Annotated in this window: 10 protein-coding genes; 3 read left to right on the top strand and 7 right to left on the bottom strand. The window is 67.9% G+C overall.

The genetic code is table 11. From position 1 onward, the window contains the following. Positions 1-20: 20 nt before the first annotated feature. Positions 21-3,179, top strand: coding sequence for a PKD domain-containing protein (locus tag ELQ90_RS08875; RefSeq protein WP_166408941.1), 3,159 nt, complete (start codon positions 21-23; stop codon positions 3,177-3,179). A 454-nt stretch (positions 3,180-3,633) separates the two neighbouring features. After that, positions 3,634-12,858, top strand: a complete 9,225-nt coding sequence (locus ELQ90_RS08870) for a DUF7927 domain-containing protein (RefSeq protein WP_166408939.1) — start codon at positions 3,634-3,636, stop codon at positions 12,856-12,858. Positions 12,859-13,399: 541 nt separating this feature from the next. On the opposite strand, the gene ELQ90_RS08865 is transcribed toward ELQ90_RS08870, so the two are convergent. From ELQ90_RS08865 to ELQ90_RS08850, 4 genes are all read right to left on the bottom strand, one after another. Next, the gene (locus ELQ90_RS08865) at positions 13,400-15,427 is read right to left on the bottom strand and encodes an APC family permease (RefSeq protein WP_208020611.1); all 2,028 of its coding nucleotides are present in this window, start codon (positions 15,425-15,427) and stop codon (positions 13,400-13,402) included. A 207-nt stretch (positions 15,428-15,634) separates the two neighbouring features. After that, positions 15,635-17,038: an NAD(P)/FAD-dependent oxidoreductase gene (locus tag ELQ90_RS08860; protein WP_128494920.1), complete on the bottom strand. Its 1,404-nt coding sequence runs from the start codon at positions 17,036-17,038 to the stop codon at positions 15,635-15,637. Positions 17,039-17,163: 125 nt separating this feature from the next. Next, the gene (locus ELQ90_RS08855; protein WP_128494919.1) at positions 17,164-18,588 is read right to left on the bottom strand and encodes an aspartate aminotransferase family protein; all 1,425 of its coding nucleotides are present in this window, start codon (positions 18,586-18,588) and stop codon (positions 17,164-17,166) included. Next, a complete protein-coding gene (locus tag ELQ90_RS08850; RefSeq protein WP_128494918.1) occupies positions 18,585-19,052 on the bottom strand; it encodes an Lrp/AsnC family transcriptional regulator in 468 nt (155 codons plus the stop codon). Before ELQ90_RS08850 ends, ELQ90_RS08855 begins: the two co-directional genes overlap by 4 nt. 213 nt (positions 19,053-19,265) lie before the next feature. On the opposite strand from ELQ90_RS08850, the gene ELQ90_RS08845 reads away from it, so the two are divergent. Beyond that, on the top strand, positions 19,266-20,687 hold the full coding sequence (locus ELQ90_RS08845) for an NAD(P)/FAD-dependent oxidoreductase (protein WP_128494917.1): 1,422 nt from the start codon (positions 19,266-19,268) through the stop codon (positions 20,685-20,687). A 69-nt stretch (positions 20,688-20,756) separates the two neighbouring features. Here ELQ90_RS08845 and ELQ90_RS08840 read toward each other — a convergent pair whose 3' ends face one another. The 3 genes from ELQ90_RS08840 to ELQ90_RS08830 are packed head-to-tail and all read right to left on the bottom strand — an operon-like array spanning position 20,757 to position 23,763. Next, the gene (locus ELQ90_RS08840; RefSeq protein WP_208020610.1) at positions 20,757-21,674 is read right to left on the bottom strand and encodes an ABC transporter permease; all 918 of its coding nucleotides are present in this window, start codon (positions 21,672-21,674) and stop codon (positions 20,757-20,759) included. Next, the gene (locus ELQ90_RS08835; protein WP_128494916.1) at positions 21,671-22,609 is read right to left on the bottom strand and encodes an ABC transporter permease; all 939 of its coding nucleotides are present in this window, start codon (positions 22,607-22,609) and stop codon (positions 21,671-21,673) included. The genes ELQ90_RS08840 and ELQ90_RS08835 overlap by 4 nt, the downstream gene beginning before the upstream one ends. After that, positions 22,606-23,763, bottom strand: a complete 1,158-nt coding sequence (locus ELQ90_RS08830; RefSeq protein WP_128494915.1) for a polyamine ABC transporter substrate-binding protein — start codon at positions 23,761-23,763, stop codon at positions 22,606-22,608. Before ELQ90_RS08830 ends, ELQ90_RS08835 begins: the two co-directional genes overlap by 4 nt. Between the last annotated feature and the right edge of the window lies 1 nt (position 23,764).

The raw sequence follows: 23,764 nt of genomic DNA, 5'->3' as shown, positions 1-23,764 counted from the left end.
TATCGAGTGACCCGCTTCCCGTGCCGCAACTCGGTACGGGGTTGTCGAAGGGGCGAGGGGACATCGAAGGAACCGGAGTCGTCTGGGACCAGCTCGTCGTCGGCGACACCGTGTATGTCGGTGGCGACTTCTCCCGTGCGCGGCCCGCGGGGGCCAAACCGGGGCAGAGCGTGGTCGACCGGGCCAACTTCCTCGCATACGATCTGCGAACCGGTGAGCTCCGTGATACCGCGATCAGTTTCAATGCTCAGATCCGATCCCTCGCCGTCTCGCCTGATCAGAAGACGCTGTACGCGGCCGGTAATTTCACGAAGGTCGACGGCCTCTCACGTTTCCGACTGGTCGCGATCGACATCGCGACCGAGAAGGTCGTCGCCGGTTTTGCTCCGTATATCAACGCGCGAGTCAGCGATGTCGCCGTGTCGGGATCGGCCGTCTACGTCGCGGGGATCTTCGCTGCGGCGAACGACGAGGTGCGGCGGAGTTTCGCTGCTTTCGAGCCGGTGGCCGGAAAGACGCTCCCGTGGGCACCGCAACCGGCGATCGGTGGCCGGACGACCAAGCTCGAGGGGAAGTCGCTCGTCTTGTCGCCCTCGGGAGACAAGATCGTCGTCGCCGGTCGGTTCGAATCGATGAACGGTTCGAGCACCCCCGGCCGGGGAATGGCCGCTCTCGACGCCGTGACCGCGAAGTCTCTGCCATGGAAGGTCAATTCGATCATCCAGAACGGGTCGGATGAGACGACGATCATGGATCTCACGAGCGATGGCTCGTCCGTTTACGGCGCCGCGTACAAGACGGGGCCTCTCCGGGGCGCGAAGTGGACGGAAGGGACATTCAAGGCATCGTGGAAAGACGGCACCCTGGAGTGGCTCGCCGACTGCCACGGGGACTCCTATTCGATCGTGCCGTTCCGCGGGGTGGCCTATACGGCGAGTCACGCTCACTCCTGCCGGAACATCGGCGCGTTCGGTGAAGGCGTCAAGAGCGTCGGATCCGATGGGTACTACCGCGCCCTCGCATTCTCCGGCGCGGCGACACACAAGCTCCTCCCGTGGCCGACGGACACTCGGGCGGATTTCGGCGGTCAGCCATCACCCACGTTGCTCGACTGGTACCCCTCCTTGACCCCTGGAGCATTCACGGGGATGACTCAAGCGGCGTGGGACGTCACGGCGGCCGACGACTACGTCCTCTACGGAGGCGAGTTCCCGGCGGTCAACGGTGTGCCTCACAGCGGGCTGGCTCGATTCGCCGTCGCGGCGGTCGCCCCCAATGACGATGGTCCCCAGCTCGATGGTGAGGCCATGAAGCCGACCGCGACACCGCTCGATTACGGTGCGGTCCGGGTGCAGTGGACCGCGAACTACGATCGGGACAATGCCCGATTGACTTACGAGATCGAACGCAGCGGGCGCGGTACGACCACGATCGTCGGGCGGCTTACCCGGGAGAGCCGCTTCTGGAGCCGTCCGGTGCTCACGTTCGTCGATACCGAGCTCGTTGCTGGGGCGACCTACTCGTACCGTATCCGGACCGTCGACCCTTACGGCAACTCGAGCTGGGGCGCCGAGGTCGCTGCGGTGGCGGTCGGCCAACCACTTCTCGCCACCACGGCGTACGACAAGCGGATCCTTCAGGACAACCCAACCGCGTACTGGCCGCTGGGGGAGAAGGGGGGAGGGAAGGCAATCGACCTCGCAGGGGGAAATGACATGACTCTGTCGAACGCCGCCCGAGGCGCGATCGGCGTGCAGAGTGGACATGGCTCCACTCGTTTCAACGGGGCGACGTCGAGCCGCGCCACCACGCGGGCGCCCGCAGGCGTGGCGCGCGTCTTCTCGTCTGAGCTCTGGTTTACGACGACGTCGACGAAGGGCGGCAGACTGTTCGGATTTGCGGGGGGCGTCGAGCCGACGTCCGGCCCGGTAGACCGGCAGATCACCATGGACGATGCCGGCCGCATCACCTACGCCGTCGGGCATGCCTCCACCGGCGTGAAATACGTCACATCGAAGGCCGGCTTCAACGACGGCAAGTGGCACCACGTGGTCACACGTCTCGGAGCGAACGGCATAGAACTGTTCGTCGACGGAGCGCGCCCGGTCGTGTCCTCCGCTGTCACGTCGGGCACCGCCAGGATCCTGAACGGCTATTGGAACGTCGGCGGTCATGTTCATGCGTGGGGGCACAGCGGGTCGAGCGATTTCATCGCCGGTCGCATCTCCAACGTCGCCCTCTACTCACGCGTCATCTCGACGGACGTCATCGTCGCGCACTACAAGCAGGGCGTCTCGCCGGTCAACGCCCCGCCCACGGCGGCATTGTCGGCCACCGTGCATGGGGTTGATCTCTCGGTGAGCGGCTCGTCGTCATTCGATGCTGATGGGCGGATCGCGAACTACGCATGGGATTTCGGCGACGGCGCGACCGGGTCGGGGGTCTCCGCAACGCACCGCTACGAGTCGTCGGGGAGCTACACGGTCGCCTTAACGGTGACCGACGATCGCGGTGCGCTGCATCGGTCGGTGGCGGTCGTAGAGATCATCGCACCCCCGGCGGGGCTGCGTGGTGCCGACGCGTTCGACCGAAATGCCTCGTCCGGGTGGGGCAGTGCGGACGTCGGCGGTGCGTGGATCACGTCAGGAGGCACGTCCGGTTTCTCCGTCTCACAGGGGCACGGACGGATCACCAACGAGCCCGGGAGGACCAGGACGGTGATGCTGCCGGATGCCGCTGCCGCGATAGCCGACACGACCGTGTCGTTCACGATCAGTGAAGCTCCGACCGCCAACGGCCAGTTCGTCATGGTGACCGGCCGAAAGGTGGGCCCCGACGCGTATGACGCTCGAATCGTGGTGCGGCCGAATGGGACGCTCGTCCTCGAGATCCGACGATCGACGACGGTTCTCAAGTCCATCGCTCTCACGGACCTGTCCTATGCGCCTGGACAAGCGGTGCATGTGCGGCTGCGTGTCGAGGGGTCGGGGACGACGACGTTGTCCGCTGTCGCCTGGACGACCGGTGATCAACCCGATCAATGGGATGTCGTTGCCACGGACACGACCGAGGCGCTGCAAGCGCCTGGCTCCGTGGGCCTCGGCTTCTACATCTCGGCGTCTTCGGCGGGTCCGTCGACCGTGCAGTTCGACGACTACGTCGTGAGCGAGAAGCCCTGAGACTCACTGACACGGGATGTGGAGGCGGAAACGCCTGACCGTGCGGCCCCGACGCGCTCGGCGCGCGTCGGGGCCGCACGGTCATCCGGTGGCGACGACCGGTGGTCACGATGACATGTGCCCCGTTCGGGGGCGACGCGGCGACCGGGGTATCTCACGTGGGAGACGTCACCGACGCGCCAGGATCGCACCGGGTACCGAGAACTGACCCGATTCTGCGGTGATCCTCGTGGATGCGTGCAGCGTGTGCCCCACAAAAAGGGGGGACGACGTGCGCGGACCAATCCGCCTCCCGGACCGGGGAACGGACGCGCTTCTTCATCAGGGTGAGACCGGATGCCCCGATTCTTCGCGAGGAACGGCCGTCCACTACCCGTCGATCGGTGAGAGGACCGCAATGAACGCCATGGGGATGCGTGCAGACCGCCAGGACCACGTCCATCGGAGAACGTCGTTGACCTGGACGGACATGGTGACGCGCCTGTCGGTCCGCCGACACGGGCTCACACGTCCTGGTCAGCGTCCGACGGCCGCTGCCCTCGTCCTCCTCCTCGTCGCGACGTTCCTCACGATGACGAGTACGTTCGTCGCGCAGCCGGCGAACGCAGAGTCGAATGTCGCCATCGCCCCGATCGAGGGCAGCCAGACCTTCTACGCGTTCGCGAAAGCGGGTGAGGAGGTCCGGACGAGCTTCGTGAAAGATCTTCTCCTCACGACAGGAATCGCCACGTCGATCGTCATGCAGGACCCGACCGGCGCCCAGCGTTGGACGTGCTCCATCGCGGCGGCCGCTCCGCCCGGAACCGCGTGTACCGCTCCGGTGGGTTTGACGAGCGCGGTCGAGGGCGCGTGGAAGATCGACGTTGTGCAGACGAGCAACAGTGCGACCGGACACTCCCCTCTCAACTGGGCGGTCAGCGTCTTCGATGCAGGCATCCGACAGCCCGGACGGGTCTGGACCCCGAAGCACGCGATCTTCCAAAACGGTGTCGCTTCAACGGGCGACCTCCGTTACTGGATGCTCAACGACAGCGGCTACACCTACGATGTCCGGCTGTTCGGCTACAACGGCATCAATTCGAACATCACGGCCAATGAGCTCGGCACCACGACAACGGTCGACGGCGAGTGCCTTCCGTCCTACCGCTCCGTGCAGGGTGTCGGCGGCACCGGATGCGGCTCCACTTACCGGGTCTTCTTCGAAGAACCGAGCCCTGCGTTGCCCGCACGGACCACCTCGCCCGACGGCATGCTGACCGTCAATCCGGCACCCTTGAACACGACGGACATCCGAATCGACGACCTGCGCTTCCTCGCGGACGAACCGGGAGGGGTGACGGGTGAACTCCGTTACTCGCTCGACGAGCGGTTCACCGGGGAATATCGGCTCGAGATCGACACGAACGGCAACGGTGTGTACGGCGAAGACGTGGACCGCTCCATCCGGCGGACGGCCGATGGTAGCGGCTCCTACGAGTACGAGTACGACGGGACCGACGGTCTCGGCAACCCCGTGTCGTCGTGCGCCGCTCAGAACGCGAGGGTCTCCATCGACCGACTGGGTGAGATCCACATCCTGCAGGGCGACGTCGAAGGCCGCGAGGGTATCTCCATCCGCCGCCTCGACGGCGCCGCAGCGGGGCGGGACACGATTTACTGGGACGACCGCGGACTGTCGACGGCCGGTATGACGCTCACCCCGAACGTCAACGGCACGGGCGGTGTCAACAGCAACGTAACCAATGGCGTCCACGGCTGGCCCTACGGCGGAACCACCGGCTGGGGCAATAATCGCGTCATCGACGACTGGGCCTACCTCCCGGTCGACTACGACTCGGAGGAAGTGTCGTTCGGCGGACAGTGCCTCGACATCGACAAGACGTCCGATCGCACGACGGCGACGCGCGTCGGCGACACGGTCACGTACACGGTGACCGCAACGAACGTGGGCACGGGCGACTACACGGAGTTGGTGCCCGCCGTCTTCGCCGACGACATCACCGGCGTCCTCGACGATGCCGTCTACAACAATGACGCGGTCTCGAGCCGTCCGGGAGAGATCGTCTACAACGCACCGATCCTCGCGTGGGGCGGAGCGCTGCCCGCGGGGGAGTCGGTCACCCTGACCTATTCGGTGACGTTCACGGAGGAGCTCGCCGAGACGGGTGATGGACATGCGCGGAACGTCGCGTGGGTGCCGCCAGGTCCTCCCTCCGACCCGCACGATCCGGGCGACCCGCCCGCATGTGATCCGCCCGTCGACGGCGCCGACCCCGAAACGGGGCTGCAGTGCGCCGAGGTCGAGTTCGACCTGCCGCGCCTGCAGATCGCGAAGTCGGCCGACCGAACGGACCTGCCGGCGGTCGGCGAGGAGGTCACCTACACGGTGACCGTCACGAACCCGTCGGACGCCGCATACACCGCGGCCTTCCCGGGATCGTTCTCGGACGACCTCTCCGAGGTCCTCGACGACGCCACCGTGGTCGAGGGGTCCATCACGAGTTCCGCCGGCGAGGCGACCGTGACGGGCAACACCCTGTCTTGGTCGGGCCCGGTCGGTCCGGGGCAGTCGGTGAGGGTCTCCTACTCGGTGCGCTACACGGGCGAGGGTGACAACGTCCTCACGAACGTCGCGTGCCTTCCTGCCGACGAGGTCATGGCCCCCGACCTCCCCTGCGACAGCAACGAGATTCCCGGTGCACGACTGTCGGACTGGAAGACGGCCACACCGTCTTCCGATCCGCTCGTCCCCGGCTCGACGATCGATTACACGCTGTACTTCGAGAACGACGGACAGACCGCGGCGGCGGTCGACGTCATCGACGATCTCACTCACGTCCTGGACGACGCCGACGTGACCGTCGAGCCCTCGTCCTCCGACGGGCTTACTGTCGAACGGACCGGTGCCCGCATCGCGATCTCGGGATCCGTTCCCGTCGGTGAGACCTACACCGTCAGCTACACGGTCACCGTCCGGGCGGATAGCCAGCGTGGAGACAACGTCGCAGCCAACTTCCTGCTGCCGCCGAACGTCCCACCGCCCGTCATCCCGGAGTGCGACCCTGCGGACGGGGAGGAGGCCGACTGCACGGTGAACCTCATCCCGGAGATCGTGTACGAGAAGTCCGTGGAGGCGTCGACCGATCCGATCGCGGCCGGCACGGAACTCACGTACACGGTGACCGCCGAGAACGTGGGAACGGCCACCGGTGACGTCGTCCGGATCGACGACCTGACCGGCGTGCTCGATGACGCCGATGTCACCGAAGTCCCGTTCGTCACGGGGGCATCCACCGTGACGGCTTCCCCCGTCGTCGACGGCGTCATCAGCCTCGGAGGTGAGCTGGCGGCCGGAGAGTCGGCCACGATCACCTACACGGTCATCGTGAGGCCGGACGCCGATCGCGGCGACAACCAGGCCCTCAACTTCGTGCTGACCCCCGGGGAGGAGCCGCCAGCCGAGTGCGACCCCGAGGTCGACGTCTGCACGGTCACGGAGCTCCCCTCCATCGTCCCGTCGAAGTCCGTCGACCCGTCATCCGGCACGCCCGTCGCCGCCGGCGAGATACTCACCTACACGCTGACGTTCGTCAACGAGGGTGACGCCGCCGGTGTCGTGAACCACGTCGACGTCCTCGAGCGGGTGCTCGACGACGCGGACATCACGGTGGAGCCGGCGAGCTCGTCGCCCGACGTCGCCGCCGTCCTCGACGGCGAGACGATCACGGTCTCGGGCCCGATCGCGGCCGGGGCGACCGTCACGGTCACCTACCAGGTCACGGTCAGGGCCGACGGCGACCGCGGAGACAACCGACTCGGCAACTTCCTCGTCGTCGACGGCGACGAGCCACCGACCGAGTGCATCGAGGGCAGCGTCCTCTGCACGGAGAACCCCGTCGGCGAACTCCACGACTGGAAAACGGTCGAGGCGTCGGAGACGCCCGTGGGCGCCGGCACGGAGCTGACCTACACGTTGCACTTCGAGAACCGCGGCGAGGGTGCGATCGACGTGGACCGGGTCGATGACCTGAGCCACGTGCTCGACGACGCCGACGTGACCGTCGAGCCGTCCTCCGACGACCTCACCGTCGTCCGGAACGGCGCGCGCATCGCGATCACCGGTTCGCTCGAACCGGGCGAGAGCACCACGGTGACGTATGTCGTCACGCTCAAGGCCGATGGCGAGCGCGGTGACGACATTGCGGCGAACTTCCTCCTCGACCCCGAAGACACCCCACCGACGGAACCCGTCTGCGAGCCGATCGATCGGGAGGAGCCCGACTGCACGATCACCCCGATCGGAAAGCTGACCACGACGAAGTCCGTCGAGGCGTCCTCGGACCCGATCGTCGCGGGAACGACGCTCACGTACACGCTCTCGTTCATCAACGACACCGCCACCGATGTCTCGGTCGATAAGATCGACGACCTCTCGGGTGTTCTCGACGATGCGGCGGTCACCGCACAGCCGGTCTCGTCCGACGCGAGTGTCACCGCGTCCGAGGTGACGGACGGCACGATCACGATCACGGGCGTCGTCGCGGCGGGCGAGACGGTCACGGTCACCTACACGGTGACAGTGAACGCGGAGGACGCTCGCGGTGACGACACCGCAGACAACTTCCTGCTCAACCCCGGTGAGGAACCCCCGGCCGAGTGCGTCGAGGGCGACCCGAACTGCACGAGCACACCGCTCCCGAACGTGACCGAACGGAAGTCCGTCGACCCCGCACGGGGAACGTCGGTCGCCGCCGGTGACGTCCTCACCTACACGCTCACGTTCACGAACTCGGGGAACGCGACGGGCGCGGTCGATCACACCGATCACCTCGCCGACATCCTCGACGACGCGACCGTCACGGGCGGCCCGATGTCGTCCGACGCCGGAGTGACCGCGACCCTGGACGGCGAGACGATCGCCATCGCGGGCACGATCGCTGCGGGAGCGTCTGTCACGGTGACCTACGAGGTCACGGTGGGTGCGGATGGTGAGCGCGGTGACAACCTCCTCGGGAACTTCCTGGTCCCGGGTGACGAAGTGCCACCGGCCGAGTGCGTCGAGGACTCGCCTCTCTGCACGGAGAACCCGATCGGTGAGCTGCACGACTGGAAGACGGTCGAGGCGTCCGAGACGCCCGTCGCCGCCGGCACGGAACTCACGTACACGCTGCACTTCGAGAACCGCGGCGAGGGCGACGTCGAGGTGGACCGCGTCGACTTCCTCACTCACGTGCTCGACGACGCGGACGTCACGGCAGAGCCCGTCTCCGACGCCCTCGCGGTGACGCGGAACGGTGAGGCGATCACGATCACGGGCACCCTTGCGCCCGGCGAGTCGACCACGGTCGTCTACACCGTCACGGTGAAGGCCGATGGGGAGCGCGGCGACTCGATCGCGGCGAACTTCCTCGTCCCGAATGACCCGAGCGTCCCACCGACGCCGCCGTCCGAGCCGATCTGCCAGCCGACGGACGCGGAGGAGCCGGACTGCACCGTCACCCCCATCGGTCAGCTGACCACGGGCAAGTCGGTGGAGGCATCGTCCGACCCGATCGTGCCGGGCACGACACTCACCTACACGCTGACGTTCGACAACCAGTCGGAGGCAGCGGCTATCGTCGACCACATCGACGACCTGTCGAGCGTGCTCGACGACGCCGACGTGACGTCACTCCCCGTCGTGTCCGACCCGGCCGTCACCGTGTCGCCGATCATCGACGGCGTGCTGTCGATCTCGGGTGAGGTCGCTCCCGGCCAGACCGTCACGGTCACCTACGTCGTGACGGTGAAGGACGAGGCCGAGCGCGGAGACGGCGTCGCGACCAACTTCCTGGTGGAGAGCACCGAGCTGCCCCCGACCGAGTGCGTCCCGGGAGACCCGAACTGCACGAGCACACCCCTGCCGGACGTGTCGGAACGGAAGTCCGTCGACCCCGTGTCGGGAACGTCCGTCGCCGCAGGTGACGTCCTGACCTACACGCTGACCTTCACGAACGACGGCGGCGCGGTCGGGGCAGTCGACCACACCGACCACCTCGGTGACGTCCTCGACGACGCCGGGATCACCTCGGCACCCGTCTCGTCCGATCCGAACGTGTCCGCGGTCCTCGACGGCGACACGATCGCCGTCACCGGCACGATCGCCCCCGGTGCGACGGTCACGGTGACCTACACGGTCACGGTGCTCGCGGACGGAGAGCGGGGCGACAACCTCCTCGGGAACGTCCTGGTCCCCGGCGACGAGGAGCCTCCGACAGAGTGCGTCGAGGGTTCGCCTCTCTGCACGGAGAACCCCGTCGGTGAGTTGCACGACTGGAAGTCGGTCGAGGCGTCCGAGACGCCCGTGGCCGCCGGTACCGAGCTCACCTACACGCTGCACTTCGAGAACCGCGGGGAAGGGAGCATCGACGTGAACACGATCGACTTCCTGACCCACGTGCTCGACGATGCCGACGTAACGACGGAGCCGACCTCGGACGACCTCACGGCCGTTCGAGCCGGCGAGGCCATCACGATCACAGGCTCGCTCGAGCCCGGTCAGTCGGCGACCGTCACCTACACGGTGACGATCAAGGCAGACGGCGCCCGCGGTGACGACACGGCGAGCAACTTCCTCGTACGCGACGATCCGGAGGATCCGCCGACACCGCCGACCGATCCGGCCTGCGAGCCGACGGACGCGGAGGAGCCCGACTGCACCACCACCCCCATCGGCAGCTACACCGCCACGAAGACGGTCGAGGCGGACGAGACGCCCATCGGCGTCGGGTCGATTCTCACCTACACGCTGAGCTTCACCAACGCGAGTGACGCGTCGGCCGACGTGGACGAGACGGACACCCTCGCGGGCGTCCTCGACGACGCCACGGTCGTCGACGTCCCCGAGTCGAGCTCGGACTCGCTCACTGTGTCGGACATCGCCGACGGTGCGTTCACGATCACGGGCACCCTCGCCGCCGGAGAGACCGTCACGGTCGTCTACACCGTCTCGGTGAACCCCGAGTCCGAGCGCGGCGACAACGTGGTGGACAACACGCTCCTGCCCACAGGAGGCGGCGAGTGCTCGCCCGAGCGCTGCACGGAGACGCCGCTCCCGACTGTCGACGCCGAGAAGTCGGTGTCCCCGACCGACGGGTCGACGGTGACGGCCGGTGACGTCGTCGTCTACACGCTGACGTTCCGGAACACGAGCGCGGTCGACGCCGCGATCGAGTACACCGACGACCTCAGCGGAGTCCTCGACGACGGAACGGTCTCGAGCGCACCGACCTTCTCCTCCCCGACGGGATCAGCGACGCTCGACGGGAACATCATCACCGTCGTCGGCACCGTCTCGGCCGGCTCCACCGTCGAGGTGCGCTACGAGGTCACGGTCCGGCCGGACGGTGAACGTGGCGACAACGTCATGGGCAACGTGCTCGTCCCCGAGGGCGAGATCCCGCCGCCGCCGGGGGAGGAGTGCGAGGAGGGCGACCCCCTCTGCACGGTCACCTACGTCGGTGAGCTGCACGACTGGAAGTCGGTCGAGGCGTCCGAGACGCCCGTGGCTGCCGGTACCGAACTCACCTACACGCTGCACTTCGAGAACCGCGGGGAGGGAACGGTCGCCGTGAACGCGATCGACTTCCTGACCCACGTGCTCGACGACGCCGACGTGACGAGCGAGCCGACCTCGGAGTCGCTCACGGCGACGCGGAATGGCGAGACCATCACGATCACCGGGTCGCTGGCCGCGGGTGAGTCCGCGACGGTCACCTACACCGTCGCGGTGAAGGCGGACGACCTGCGGGGCGACGACACGGCGAGCAACTTCCTCGTGCCCGACGACCCGGAGGACCCGCCGACACCCCCGACAGACCCGGTCTGCCAGCCGACGGACGTCCAGGAGCCCGACTGCACCGTCACGCCGATCGGGCGCCTCGACACCTCGAAGGCGGTCTCCGCCTCGAGCGACCCGATCGAGTCGGGCACGACACTCACCTACACACTGACGTTCGACAACCAGTCGGAAGCCGCTGTCACGGTGGACAAGGTCGACGACCTCTCGGGCGTGCTCGACGACGCGACGATCACGAGCGAGCCCGTCTCCTCCGACGGTGCTCTCACGGCGACGCGAGACGGCGTGACGATCTCCGTCAGCGGTTCCCTCGCTCCCGGTCAGACGGTCACGGTCGTCTACGTGGTCACCGTGAAGGAGGAGTCGGAGCGCGGCGACAACGTCGCGAGCAACGTCCTCCTCGACTCCGGCGAGGTACCCCCGACGGAGTGCGCGGAGGACGATGCGAACTGCACCGTCACGCCACTGCCGCAGATCGACTCGTCGAAGTCCGTGGACCCCACCAGCGGGTCGACGGTGCTGCCCGGAGACGTGCTCACTTACACGCTGACCCTCACGAACTCGGGTGAAGCGGCGGGTGCCGTGCACCGAATCGACTACCTCGACGGTGTCCTCGACGATGCCGAGTTCACGGGCGGACCGACGGTCTCGGACCCGAACGTGACCGCGGTGCTCGACGGGACCGAACTGGTGATCGGCGGACGTCTCGAGCCCGACCAGACGGTGACGGTCACGTACACGCTCACGGTCTTGCCGGACGCCGAGCGCGGCGACGACGTCCTCACGAACTTCCTGTTCGACACGGACGAGGAGCCGCCGGGACCCGACACTGAGTGCGAGGACGGCGACTGCACGGAGAACTATGTTCCCCGGATCGTGGACTCGAAGTCGGCGGACCCCGCTTCGGGCACACCGATCGCCGCAGGTCAGGAGGTCACCTACACGCTGCACTTCCGGAACGACGGGGCAGCGACCGGTGACGTGTCGAAGGACGATGTCCTCACGGGAGTCCTTGACGACGCTGATCTGACGGCGGCGCCGGCCGCGTCGAGCGACTCGCTCGTGGTGTCCGAGCCGAGCGACGGCCGGATCCACATCGAGGGTTCGCTCGAGCCCGGCGAGTCGGCGACCGTGACCTACTCGGTGACGGTGCGACCGTTCGCCGAGCAGGGCGATCACGTCCTCGGCAACTGGCTCGTCCTGCCGGGCGACCCGCCCGGCGAGAACGGTTCCTGCGAACCGGTCGACGGAGAGGACGCCGACTGCACGGTCCACCCCATCGGGGAGATCGCGGCGACCAAGTCGGTCGATCCGAAGACGGGAACGGACGTGCGGCAGGGGCAGGTGCTCGACTACACGCTCACCTTCCGCAACACGGGAACGGGCGCCGCCGTCGTCGACTACACGGATCACCTCGGTGATGTCCTGGACGACGCGACCCTCACCCGGGGGCCGTCGAGCGACGACCCGTCGCTCGAGCTCGACCTCGCGGACGACACCCTGATGATCGGCGGCACCCTCGCAGCCGGCGTCACGGCCACGGTCACGTACAGCGTCACCGTCATGGCCTACGACCGTCAGGGGAACCACATCCTCGACAACTTCCTGGGCCTGAGCGGCGGCGAGCCGGAGGAGCGGTGCGTCTCGGACAACCCGCTGTGCACGTCGAACCCGACGATCGCACCGCCGCCCCTCGCGATCACGGGTGGTGAGCTCGGGCTGGGAGGCCTCGCTCTCGTCATCCTGCTGATCCTCGGAGGCACGCTCGCGGTCGAGGTGGCGCGTCGGCGTCGGCTCGCGCTCGAGGGCGTCCGTCCGGGCTCCGACGCTCCGATGAGCTGACCGGTCACCACCCGGGTCGGGTCCCCCTCCTCGGCCCGGGTGGCGCTCTCCTCCACGTGGAGGCGGCCCATGACGGCGACGAGCAGGGCGTCGCCGCGGCGCTCGTCGTCGCCGCCCTCGTCCGTGATGCCGAAGGCCCCACCGCTCACCGGTGGGGCCTTCGGCGTCCTGCCGGATCGGCTCGCGGATTCGGCAGGGGACCACTGTACGGACCAAAAGCGGCGCTTGACGGCCGTGTCGGGCACGGAGCGACCGAGGATGGGACCGTCGTCTCCTCGCCGACGCCGGTCGCGATCCCGTCGCCGTCGAGGAGCTGCTCCTTCCCGTCTCGATCTCGATCGAGCCCACTCCCTGGGAGGGGAGGAGCGGGAGCCGGACCGAGAGGGATCCCTGAACCCCCGCTCGGGACGGCTCACCGGCCGACGGCTTTCACATCGACGGCGGTCGGTCCACCTCGTCTCGGAGCAGGGGCCCAAATCCCTGCTCCGAGCGAGTGGACGGTGCCGTCGGTCGGGGTCCCTCGAGCCGCGTTCCGCGCCGGTCAGCTCGCGAGTGAGCGGGGCCGCGCGTCCTCCGAGCGGTACTCGCCCCGACGCTCCTCGCCGGGCAGCGGCCGGGATCGGCGGCCGTAGATGAGCTCCGACGAGTCGAGCAGCCAGGGCACGAGCGTGATCGTCACGCCGTGGACGAGCATGAGCTGCTGGCTGATGCGCTTCGCCCGCCGATTGTGCAGGAACGACTCCCACCAGTGACCCACGATGTACTGCGGTAGGTAGACGGTGACGACTTCCGGGCCGTGCTTCTTCCGGTGCGCCTCGATGTAGGCGGTGACGGGCTGCGCGTACGCGCGGTACGGCGACTCGACGATGACGAGCGGGACGTCGATCCCGAACTCGGCCCACTGCTTCACGAGCTTCTCGGTCGACTCCTCGTCGACCCCGACGTGCAGCGCGGCGATCGACGCGTGCTTCGCCGCGACCGCGTAGTCGATCGCCTTGAGCACGGGCTTCTGCAGCTTCCCGACGAGGATGATCGCGTGGTCGCCCTCTGCGCCGAACGTGGGGCAGTCCTCGACGCGGATCTCGTGCTCGACGTCGCGGTAGTAGCGGTTCACGCCGACCATGAGGATGAAGAGGACGGGCATGAGAACGAAGACGAGCCACGCGCCGTGCGTGAACTTGGTGATCGTGACGACGATGAGCACGCTCCCCGTGAGAGCGGCTCCCGCCGTGTTGATCGCGAGGCTCGCGCGCAGGGCATTCGGGTTGTCCGTTCCCTCGCGCAGCAGCCTCCGCCAGTGCTTCACCATGCCCAGCTGCCCGAGGGTGAACGAGACGAAGACGCCGATGATGTAGAGCTGGATGAGCTGCGTGAGGCTCGCCTGATAGAGGACGAGGATCACGCTCGCCGCGAGGCCGAGCACGATCATGCCGTTCGAGAAGACGAGCCGGTCGCCACGGGTGTTGAGGGCCTTCGGCGCGTAGCCGTCGCGGGCGAGCACCGAACCGAGCAGCGGGAAACCGTTGAATGCGGTGTTCGCGGCGAGCAGGAGCACACACGCCGTCGCCGCCTGGATGACGAAGAACGGGATACTGCCGGCGCCGAAGGTCGCCGCCGCGACCTGCGCCATGAGACTCGGCTGCGGGGCCGTCTCGCAGTTCGCGAAGCCGACGAGGTCGCACGCGTCCTCGGCGTAGTGGACGCCCGCGATGAGGGCGAGCGCCGTGAGTCCCGCGAAGAGGGCGATCGCCGTGCCGCCCATGATGACGAGGGTCTGCTGGGCGTTGCGCACCTTCGGCTGGCGGAAGGCCGGGACACCGTTCGACACGGCCTCGACTCCGGTGAGCGCGCTGCAGCCGCTCGAGAACGCGCGCAGCAGGAGCAGGATGAACGCGGTCCGGCTGAGGTCGTCGCCCTCGACGACGTACCCGGCGCTCGAGGCGACGGGGGTGTCGTCGAGCAGGGCGCGCGTGAGTCCCGTGATGATCATGAGGGCGACGCTCGCGATGAACAGGTAGGTGGGGATCGCGAACGCGCGCGACGATTCGCGCACGCCGCGCAGGTTGACGGCCATGAGGATCAGGACGAACCCGACCGCGAGCTCGACGCGGAGCGGATTGAGCTCGGGTATCGCGGAGATGATGTTGTCGACGCCCGATGCGACGGAGACCGCGACCGTGAGGACGTAGTCGACGAGGAGCGCCGAGGCGACGATCACGCCGGCCTTCTCGCCGAGGTTCTTGTGGGCGACCTCGTAGTCGCCTCCGCCGGACGGGTACGCCTTGATGAGCTGTCGGTAGCTCAGGACCACGACGACGAGGAGCACGATCACGGCCGCGGCGATCCACGGCGCGAACGAGAGGAAGGCGAGGCCACCGAGCAGCAGGATCATGAGCAGCTCCTGCGGCGCGTAGGCCACGGAGGAGAGTGCGTCGGAGGCGAAGATCGGCAGCGCGAGCTTCTTCGGGAGCAGCTGTCCGTCGAGCTTCTCGGACGGGAGGGGATCGCCGATGATCCAGCGTTTCGGGGAGCGGCCCTCGGTCTCGGGGACGCGACCATCTGTCGTCACGAGCGGCGACTCTACTCCGGTGAGGTTCCGCGTGCCAGCCCGCCGCGAGGACGGTCGGACCGATGCCGATGATGTCGAGGATCAGCGGCTCTCGCGGTTCTCGCGGCTCTCCGATGCGACGCGTACGCGCAGCGGAATGCACGGTGTCAGCGCCCGGAACGCGGCGTCGATCGCCCGGAATGCGGCGTCAGAGTCCGGTGAGCAGCCTCAGTGCCCGGTGAGCGGCGCCAGCAGACGAGCGGCGATCGAGCGTCGACCCGTCACCGCCTCCTCGACGTCGGCGAGCGTCGTGCCGACGAGTCCGAGGTTGGCGCCGGCGAACCGGAGCGGCTCCGGCTCCCAGCGCGGGGAGACGTGCCCGACCCACGGCAGTGAGACGATGTCCGAGTCGGTGCCCGTCACGAGGTCTGCGAGAGTGCGGCCCGCGAGGTTCGTCGTGCCGACGCCGTCACCGACATAACCGCCGGCGAGGCCGACGTGGGTCCGGCGGTTGTAGCTCACCGTGGCGTGCCAGTCCCGCGGGACGCCGAGCGGCCCGCCCCACGAGTGGGTGACGGCCGCCTCGGCCGCCGCCGGGAACAGGTCGACGAGCGTGTGGTGGAGGTGATCGAAGACCCGATCGACGCGGTCGTACGCGTCCGAGATCGTCGAGCCCCAGTGGTAACGTGCGCCGCGCCCGCCGAACGCGAAGCGGTTGTCCGCCGTGCGCTGGCCGTAGATGAGCAGGTGGCGGTAGTCGGTGAACGTCTGGCCGTGTTCGATCCCGGCGGCCTCCCAGAACGCGTCGTCGAGCGGCTCGGTCGCGATCATGAGGGAGTACAGCGGCATGACACGCCGACCGATCCCGGGCAGCTGGGAGCCGTAGGCCTCGGTGGCGAGCAGGATCGATCCCGCTCGAATCGTCGTCCGCCCCACGGGTGTCTCGGCGACCACCTCGCCCTCGGTCCACGATGCCGCGGCCGTCTGCTCGAAGATCCGGACGCCGCGGGCCTCGACGACCTCGGCGAGCGACCGGACGAGCTTGGCCGGCTGGACGCGCGCGCAATCGGGGTTGAAGGAGGCCGCGATGGCCTTCTCCGGGTGGGCCTTGCCCGACTCGGGCCCGGCGAAGTCCCAGAACTCGCGCCGGTCGACGCCGAAGGCGTTGTTCGCGTCCACCTCGGCGAGGGCCGCCGTCCGCTGGACGTCCGACGTCGCGAACGAGATGGTGCCGCCCTTGGAGAAGTCGCAATCGATGCCCTCTGCGGCGACGACGCGCCCCACCTCGTCGACCGTGTCGATCATCGCCTGCCGCATGCGTCGCGCGGCGTCGTGCCCGTACTCGGAGACGAGCGACGAGGTCTCGCGCGGGAAGAGCGCCGAGCACCACCCGCCGTTCCGTCCCGAGGCACCGAAGCCGGCGATCTCCTTCTCGATCACGACGACGGAGAGCTCCGGGTCGTTCTGCGTCAGGTAGTACGCCGCCCAGAGGCCCGTGAGCCCGCCGCCCACGATGCAGACGTCGACGTCGAGCCCGTCCGGGGCGAAGGGGCGCGGCGTCAGCTCATCGGTCCCCGTCTCGGCGAGGGCGTCGAACCAGAAGGAGGTCTCGCGGTACGGGCGCGTGGTCATGTCGTCTTCTTCCCAGGATCAGGCTCGGGATCGGCGATACCGGTCCCTGAGCCTGTCGAAGGGGAGCCGGCGTGCTTCGGAGGCGGCGATGCCCTTCGATCGGTGGCGGCGGCGCGAGCCCACGGCTAGAGCAGGTTCGACGCCTCCGTGAGGACGCCGCGGAGGATCTGCTCGATCTCGTCGAACTCCTTCGGGCCCGTGGTGAGCGGCGGGGCGAGCTGGATCACGGGGTCGCCGCGGTCGTCGGCCCGGCAGTAGAGACCGGCGTCGAACAGGGCTCGTGAGAGGAAGCCGCGGAGCAGTCGCTCGGACTCGTCGGCGTCGAACGTCTCCTTCGTCTTCTTGTCCTTCACGAGTTCGATCCCGAAGAAGTAGCCGTCGCCGCGGACGTCGCCGACGATCGGGATGTCGAGGAGCTTCTCGAGCGACGAGCGGAAAGAGGCCGAGTTCTGCAGCACGTTCTGATTGAGGCCCTCACGCTCGAAGATGTCGAGGTTCGCCATCGCGACGGCCGTCGAGACGGGGTGGCCGCCGAACGTGTAGCCGTGCGCGAACGACGTCTGTCCGTGCGCGAACGGCTCGTAGACGCGGTCACTCACGATCGTGGCGCCGAGGGGGGAGTACCCGCTCGTGAGGGCCTTCGCGCACGTGATCATGTCGGGCACGTAGCCGTAGGCGTCGCACGCGAACATGTGGCCGATGCGGCCGAAGGCGCAGATGACCTCGTCGCTCACGAGCAGGACGTCGTGCTTGTCGCAGATCTCGCGCACGCGCTGGAAGTAGCCCTTCGGCGGCGGGAAGCACCCGCCCGAGTTCTGGACCGGCTCGAGGAAGACGGCCGCGACGGTGTCGGCCCCCTCGAACTCGATCATCTCCTCGATGCGATCGGCCGCCCAGAGGCCGAACTCCTCCTCGGTGCCTGTGAAGCCCATCTCGTCGGAGCGGTAGTAGTTGGTGTTCGGGACGCGGAAGCCCCCGGGCGTGACGGGCTCGTACATCGCCTTCATCGCGGGGATGCCGGTGATCGCGAGAGCACCCTGCGGGGTGCCGTGGTAGGCGACGGCCCGCGAGATGACCTTCGTCTTCATCGGCTTTCCCTGGAGCTTCCAGTAGTGCTTCGCGAGCTTGAAAGCCGACTCGACCGCTTCGCCACCTCCCGTGGCGAAGAACACCTTGTTGAGGTCGCCGGGAGCGTAGTCCGCGAGCCGGTCGGCGAGGTCGATCGCGCCGGGGTGCGTGTAGCCCCAGATGGGGAAGAACGCGAGCGTCTCGGCCTGCTTGGCCGCGGCCTCGGCGAGCTCGCGGCGGCCATGACCGGCTGCGACGACGAAGAGGCCGGAGAGCGCGTCGAAGTACTTCTTGCCGTTGCTGTCCCAGATGTGGTGACCCTCGCCCTTGACGATGATCGGCACCGTGCCCTTCGCGAGCGACGACTGGCGCGCGAAGTGCATCCACAAGTGGTCCGTGGCCTTCGCGTTGAGCGCGTCGGTGTCGAAGGTCACGAGGTCTCCCGTCGGGTCGGTGCGCGTCTCGGAACGGAACAGTGTCATCGGGTCCCCCAGTTGTAGAGCTGTTTGCGGAGTTTGAGATAGACGAACGTCTCGGTGGAGAGCACGCCGTCGAGACTGCGGATCTTCTCGTTGAGCAGGTCGAGGAGCTTCTCGTCGTCCTCGCAGACGATCTCGACGAGGAGATCGAAGCTGCCGGCCGTCAGGACGACGTAGTCGACCTCGGGGATGTCGGCGACCGTGTCGGCGATCTCGCGCGTGTCTCCCGATACGCGGACGCCGATCATCGCCTGCCGGAGGAAACCGAGTTGCAGGGGATCCGTGACCGCCACGATCTGCACGACGCCGCCGTCCACGAGTTTCTGCACGCGCTGTCGGACCGCGGCCTCCGAGAGGCCGACGGCCTTGCCGATCTCGGCGTACGAACGTCGGCCGTCGTCCTGCAACTGCTCGATGATGGCCTTCGACGTGTCATCAAGGGACGTCCGGCCGTCTCGCGCACTCATCCCGCCATATTGTCAGCTTACTGATGCCTCGGCAAGCGAATCCGTAGGAAACATCGCACCGCACGGCGGAAATCGTTAGAGTTGCTGACAGCCGACTCCGCGACCGAGTTCTCTTCCCCCTGCCGCGGGCGGCGTGATCCCGACCCGTCGTGGGCGGGACGGGGATGACAGCAGGAGCCCCGTCGCGGGTGGGGAAGGGAAGGGCAAGCGGCCATGGGATCCACCGTCTTCGAGAGACGACCTCCGCACCGCTCGGTCGTCGAGCACTCCCTGTCGGAAAGTCGTCACGCGGTCTTCTGGCTCGATGACCTGGGTCGGCGTGTCGAGTACCCGCGCCTCGTCGGCGATGCGACGGCCGACCTCGTGGTCGTCGGCGGTGGCTACACCGGATTGTGGACCGCCCTCCGCGCCCTCGAGCGCGAGCCGTCGCTCCGCGTCGTCGTCGTCGAGGCCAAGACCGTCGGGTGGGCGGCGTCGGGCCGCAACGGCGGATTCTGCGAGGCGAGCCTCACCCACGGCCGCGAGAACGGCGAACGCCGCTGGCCGGACGAGCTCGAAGAGCTCGAACGTCTCGGCGTCGAGAACCTCGACGGCATCGAGGAGACGGTCGCGCGATACGGGATGGAGTGCGAATTCGAGCGCACGGGATACCTCTCGGTCGCGGTGGAACCGCACCAGGTGCCGTGGCTCGCGGAGTCGGACGGTCAGGGCGGGGCGCGCTTCGTCGGCGAGGACGAGATGCGCTCGCTCGTGAACTCGCCCACCTACCTCGCGGGACTCGTCGTCCCGCCGCGTGACTCGGCGCTCGTCAATCCGGCGAAGCTCGCGACCGAACTCGCCCGCGTCGTCGTGGAACTCGGCGGCACGATCCACGAGCACACCATGGTCCGAGGGCTCGAACGCTCGACCGATGCCGTCGAGGTGCGGACGGCCGGCGGCACGATCCGTGCGCAGCAGGTCGCGCTCGGCACGAACGCGTTCCCGTCGCTCCTCGTGCGCAACAGGCTCATGACCGTTCCCGTCTACGACTACGTGCTCATGACGGAGCCGCTCACCGCGGCTCAGAAGGCCGACATCGGCTGGGACGGTCGTCAGGGCGTCGGCGACCTCGCCAATCAGTTCCACTACTACCGGCAGTCGGCCGACGACCGCATCCTATGGGGAGGGTACGACGCCGTGTACCACGCGGGCGGTCGGATCCGCCCAGAGTACGAGCGCCGCCCGGAGTCGTTCGAGCGGCTCGCGTCGCACTTCCTCACGACGTTCCCGCAGCTCGAGGGCATCCGGTTCTCGCACACGTGGGCCGGCGTCATCGACACGAGCACGCAGTTCTCCGCGTTCTTCGGAGCCGCGTACGGCGGTCGTGTCGCATACGCCGCGGGCTTCACAGGTCTCGGAGTCGGCGCGACGCGATTCGCCGCCGACGTCATGCTCGACCTGCTCTCCGGCGAGGAGACCGACCGCACGCGACTCGAGATGGTGCGCCGCAAGCCGCTCCCGTTCCCCCCGGAGCCCGCTGCGGCGATCGGTGTCAATGCGACGCGATGGTCGCTCGACCGCGCTGACCACAACGGCGGCCGGCGCAACGTCCTCCTCAAGACGCTCGACGCCCTCGGCCTCGGCTTCGACTCCTGACCCCATCAATTCGGCGATGGTGCGCGTAGTTGCGTGCACCATCGCCAAATTAATGGGGGGAGGGGGAGGTCAGCCGCCGGCGAGGGTCTGGGCGAGTCCGCTGCCGTCGCCCGTCTTCCTGCTCGCCCGGCTCAGGACGATCGCCACGAGGGCGAGCACCGCGAGCGTCAGCAGGAGCATGACGGTCGACATCGCCGCGATCTCCGGCCTGAGCGTCGAGCGCAGCGACGCGAACACGTAGACGGGCCACGGCGTCGAGCCCGCGACGGACACGAAGCTCGAGAGCACCGTGTTGTCGAGGCTCAACGTGAACGACAACAGGGCACCCGAAATGACCGCGGGCCGCATGAGCGGGAACGTGATCGTCCAGAACCGCTGGACCGGCGGAGCGCCGAGATCGGCAGCCGCTTCCTCGAGCGACTCGTTGAGCCCCGCCATCCGCGCCCGGACGATGAACGTCACGACGGCGCATGCGAAGAGCGAGTGCGCGATCACGAGCCGCACCTGGCCGAGGTTGAAGATCGACAGCCCCCAATCGGCGCCGAGCGTGACGAACCAGGGCAGGAGCGACACGGCGTTGACGATCTCGGGCGTCACCATCGCGAGACCGAGGAGCGCGACGAGCCACACGGCCCACCGCCCACCGCGACGCGCGAGCGCGACGCCGGCGAACGAGCCGAGGATCGTCGACACGACGGCCGAACCGGCCGCCGCCATCAACGAGACCTGGATCGTCGCGACGATCGTCGGGTTGTTGAAGGCATTCGCGTAGGAGTCCAGGCCGAAGCCGTCCCACGACTGCAACTGCCGCCCGGTGTTGAACGAGTACGCCACGATGACGAGCACGGGGAAGAAGAGGAACAGCAGCCCCGCGACACCCCAGATGCCGAGCACGACATCGCCGAGCGGAGTCCGGTGCTTGCGCGCCACGGGTTCGTCGCGCGTCTCCGCCGCGCGTTCCGTCGGCCGGTCCACCGTCGTGGTCATGAGATCGCCCCCGCCCTGTCCAGGTCGCCCAGATGACGGAATCGCGCGAGCGCGACGCCGATGAGTTTGAAGAGCACGCCGAACAGGATCACGACGAGCAGGATCGCGAGCATCAGGCAGATCGCCATCGCCGAGCCGAGCGCCCAGTTCTGCGCGCGCTGGAACTGGCCCGCGACCATCTGACCGACCATGCTGCCCGAGGCCCCGCCGAGCACACTCGGTGTGATGTAGTCGCCCATGAGCGGGACGAACACGAGGAGCAGTCCCGACATGATCCCCGGGAGGGCGAGCGGGATCGTGACGCGCCAGAAGCTCGACCACCAGTTGCCGCCGAGATCGCGGCTCGCCTCGAGCAAGCGGTGGTCCATCCGCTCGAGCGCGACGTAGAGCGGCAGGATCATGAGCGGCAGGTAGTTGTAGACGACACCGAGCTGCACGGCCTGCTGCGTGTACAGCACCTGGAGCGGTCCGTTCAGCACGCCGATGCCGTTGAGGAAGTCCGACAGGAAGCCCTCGGGGCTCAGTGTGATCTGCCACCCGATCGTGCGCACGAGGAAGTTCGTCCAGTACGGCACGAGCACGAGGGCGAGGACGATCCCTCGCGCCCGCGGCGAGAGCTTCACGGCCATCCAATAGGCGATCGGGAAGCCGATGAGCAGGCACAGTGCGGTGCCGACGATCGCGATCTGCGTCGTCCGCCAGAACGTCGTGAGGAACGCGGGATCGAGGGCCTCGACGTAGCGCGCGAGAGACAGGACGTCGTTCGAGTGGGTGACGTAGAGGCTCGGCTTCTCCCCGAAGCTGTACCAGAGGATGAGGCCGAACGGCACGATGAAGAAGAAGACGAGCCACGCCGCGATCGGCAGGGCGAGCAGCCCCACCGATCCGGTGAACCGCCGTCGCGCACGCGGCGGAGCCGTGGCGACCGCCGTCACTGTCCCGCCGCCGCCGTCAGCTCGTCGTAGATCGAGACGATCGTCTGCTCGGCGTCGGTGAGCTTGGCGAATACGAGCTTGTCGACCTGCTCCGGCGTGAAGAAGATGAGTTCGGGCAGCTCGACGCCCGCCTCCGTCGCCGCCTCCTCGATGCCCTGGACGGCCGTGTGGTAGCCGATGTAGATGAGTTCCTGCAGAGACACCTCGGGATCGAGGACGTAGTTGATGAACTCGTGAGCGGCGTCGGCGTTCGGCGCGCCCTTCACGATGGCCCAGTTGTCCTGCCAGAGGTTGCCGCCCTCGGTCGGCGTGACGTACTTGTAGCGGGCGGGGTCCTCGTTGTTGAGGATGCCCTGTCGGGCGTCCCCGTTCCACGCGTGGGCGAGGACGCGGCCGTTCTGCGCGATCGTGCCACTCGGGTACGACTCGAACGCCTGCACGTGCGGAGCGATCGTCTCCGTGATGAAGACGCGGTAGTCCTCGAGGTGTCCCTCGTCGGTCGTGTTGGGGTCGATCCCGTTCGCGAGGAAGTAGGAGTAGGCGATCTCGCCCGGGTCCTCGAGCAGCGACAGCTTGCCGCTCGCCTCGTTCTGCGCAGCGTCCCAGAAGTCCGCCCAGCTCGTGAGCTCGCGGGTGATGACCGTCGTGTCGTAGACGTAGCCCGTGGAACCCCAGTCCTTCGGCACCGAGTACGTGTTGCCCGGGTCGAACTCCTGGTCGATGTACGCCGCGTCGAGGTTCTTCATGTTCGGCAGCTTCGAGTGGTCGAGTTCCTCGAGGAGGTCCGACGCGGCCATCTGTGGGATGTACTGGTGGGTCGGGACGCAGAGGTCGTAGCCGCTCGTGCCGCTCGCAGTGACGAGCTTGGAGATCATCTCCTGGTTCGATCCGTAGCTGTCGATCGTGATCGAGGGCCCGAATTCGGAGGTGAAGTCCTTGAGGACGGCGGGGTCGTCGTACTCGCCCCACGTGTAGATGTTGAGGCCGCTGGCGGAGCCGCCTCCGCCTCCGCCTCCACCGGTCGAGCACGCCGCGAGCGTCGCGGTGACGCCGAGGCCGAGTGCACCGCCCAGGAGGGCTCGGCGCGAGAGGCCCTTCGAGAAGGCGCTCGCCATCGTTTCTGGCAGGAGGACACGTACGGGCTTGTCGGACATG

The organism is Labedella phragmitis (assembly GCF_004078635.1).
Lineage (GTDB): Bacteria > Actinomycetota > Actinomycetes > Actinomycetales > Microbacteriaceae > Labedella > Labedella phragmitis.
Note: the sequence above shows the minus strand (reverse complement) of the source record. Positions and strands in the feature narration are given on the sequence as shown.